3 protein-coding genes are annotated in these 2,100 nt (G+C 71.7%); all 3 read left to right on the top strand.

Translation table 11 applies throughout. From position 1 onward, the window contains the following. The coding region (locus ACLEQD_RS41950) for a class I SAM-dependent rRNA methyltransferase (protein ID WP_410391527.1) at nt 1–1,284 on the top strand (1,284 nt) is incomplete at its 5' end. A 65-nt stretch (nt 1,285–1,349) separates the two neighbouring features. Then, nucleotides 1,350–1,844 (top strand): YkgJ family cysteine cluster protein, encoded by a 495-nt coding sequence (locus tag ACLEQD_RS41945; RefSeq protein WP_410391525.1) that lies wholly within the window; start codon nt 1,350–1,352, stop codon nt 1,842–1,844. A gap of 82 nt (nt 1,845–1,926) precedes the next feature. Then, nucleotides 1,927–2,100, top strand: a 174-nt coding sequence (locus tag ACLEQD_RS41940) for a glycerate kinase (protein WP_410391529.1), incomplete at its 3' end; no start/stop codon positions are given.

The raw sequence follows: 2,100 nt of genomic DNA, 5'->3' as shown, positions 1-2,100 counted from the left end.
CGGCCCGGCGCCCCTCCCCCCGGACGCGGTGCCAAGCCCGGCGCGCGTCCGGAGAAGCACGGCCACCGCCCCGAGAAGCTGCGGCCGGACCGCACGTCGCCGGAGCTGGGCCCGGACGGCACGCCCCAGGTGATGCTCCTGCGCCGCGGCTCCGACCGCTGGCTCGCGGGCCCGCCGTGGATCTACCGCGCGGACCTCAACGGCGACCCCGGCCTCCAGGGCGGTGAGGTCGTCCGCGTGGTGGATGGCCGCAGCTGGTTCATGGGCAAGGCCTTCTATTCGAAGCAGTCCAAAATCTCCCTGCGCTGGCTCACCAACGACGACGTCGCGGTGGACGTGGACTTCTTCCGCCAGCGCCTCCAGTCCGCGGAAGCGCTGCGCAAGCTCGCGCTGCCCGGGGAGACGACGTACCGGCTGGTGCACGGCGAGGCGGACGGCCTGCCCGGGCTCGTGGTGGACCGCTACGGCGACTACCTGAGCGTGCAGTTCCTGGTCCCCGCCATGGAGCAGCGCAAGGCGCTCATCGCGGACCTGTTGGAGGAGCAGTTCCACCCCAAGGGCATCGTCAACCGCTCCGACGTGAGCGTGCGCCACCTGGAGGGCCTCCTCCCGGAGAAGGGCCTCCTGCGCGGCGAGCTGCCGCCGGGCCCCGTGTCCTTCGACGAGGGCCTGGTGCGCATGCGCGCGGACCTGCTGGAAGGCCAGAAGACGGGCGCGTTCCTGGACCAGCGCGAGAACCACGTGATGGCGGCGCAGTACGCCTTCGGCGAGGCGCTGGACTGCTTCAGCTACGTGGGCGGGTTCGCGCTCCAGCTGGCCACCCGCGCCAGGCAGGTCACCGCGGTGGAGATCTCGGAGTCCGCCTCCGCGCAGCTGCGCGAGAACGCCCAGTCCAACAAGCTCACCAACCTGGAGGTGGTGACGGCCAACGCGTTCGACTTCCTGCGCGACGCGGTGGACGAGGGCAAGCGCTACGACACCATCGTGCTGGACCCGCCCTCCTTCGCGAAGAACAAGGACGCCATCCCGGCGGCGGTGCGCGGCTACAAGGAACTCAACCTGCGCGCCTTCCAGCTCCTGCGCCCCGGCGGCATCCTGGTGACCGCGAGCTGCACGTACCACGTGGACGAGCAGGCCTTCGAGGAGATGCTCGCCTCCGCGGCCTCGGACGCGAAGCGCCGGGTGCAGATCATCGAGCGCCGGGGCGCCGGCCGCGACCACCCCGTCCTCCTCAACCTGCGCGAAACCCGCTACCTGAAATGTTTCGTGCTGCGCATGCTGTGAGATAGGGTAGGACCCATCCAAGGGGTCCATCCACCGGACCCCGACGTGCGGAGACGGTTCAGGGCATGGCACGCCGGGATTGGGACGACGCAGATGACGAAACCCCCGCGTCCGGTACGCGGGCGTTGGAGCGCGCCATCCAGGAGACGCGCGCCGTGTACCGTCAGGCGGACGCGGCGTACGCCCCGTACTCGTGCCCCGCGAGCGGTGAGTGCTGCCAGCTGTCCGTCACGAAGCGTCAGCCCTGGCTGTGGCTCCCGGAGTGGGAGCTGCTCAAGCGCGGCAAGCCCCTGCCGCCCGCCCGCGCCGACGGGGCGTGCCCCTACCTGGACGCGGCGGGCCTGCGCTGCACGGTGTACGCGGACCGGCCGTTCGGGTGCCGCACGTTCTTCTGCCAGCGCATCCAGGGCCCCGCGCGGCAGCCGTCCGAAGAGGTGGCCCGGCTGCTCCTGCGCTTGGAGCGGATTTCACAGCGCGTGATGCCGTCGCTCCAGGGGCCACGTCCCCTCCTGGAATGGTATGCCGGGGTCAATATCGCCCCGGCCCGGGAGGAACGATGAGGTCCATGCTGCAGAAGCGGTGGCGGCTCGCCCACCGGCGTTCCCCGGTGTCCGCGCGGTCCGAGCCCGTGGGTGTCGAAGCATGATCCACCCGCGTTGGTTGCTCGCGCCCCAGGAGTTCAAGGGGACCTTGAGCGCGGCCGAGGCCGCGGACGCCATGGCGGAGGGGCTGCGGCAGGCCTCGCTCGAGGTGGTGCTGGACGTGGCGCCGCTCGCGGACGGGGGGCCGGGGACGCTGGACGCGCTGCTCGCCGGG

The sequence above is a fragment of the Corallococcus sp. 4LFB genome, from assembly GCF_046520365.1.
Classification (GTDB): domain Bacteria; phylum Myxococcota; class Myxococcia; order Myxococcales; family Myxococcaceae; genus Corallococcus; species Corallococcus caeni.
This window is presented reverse-complemented; position numbering and strand designations above follow the sequence as displayed.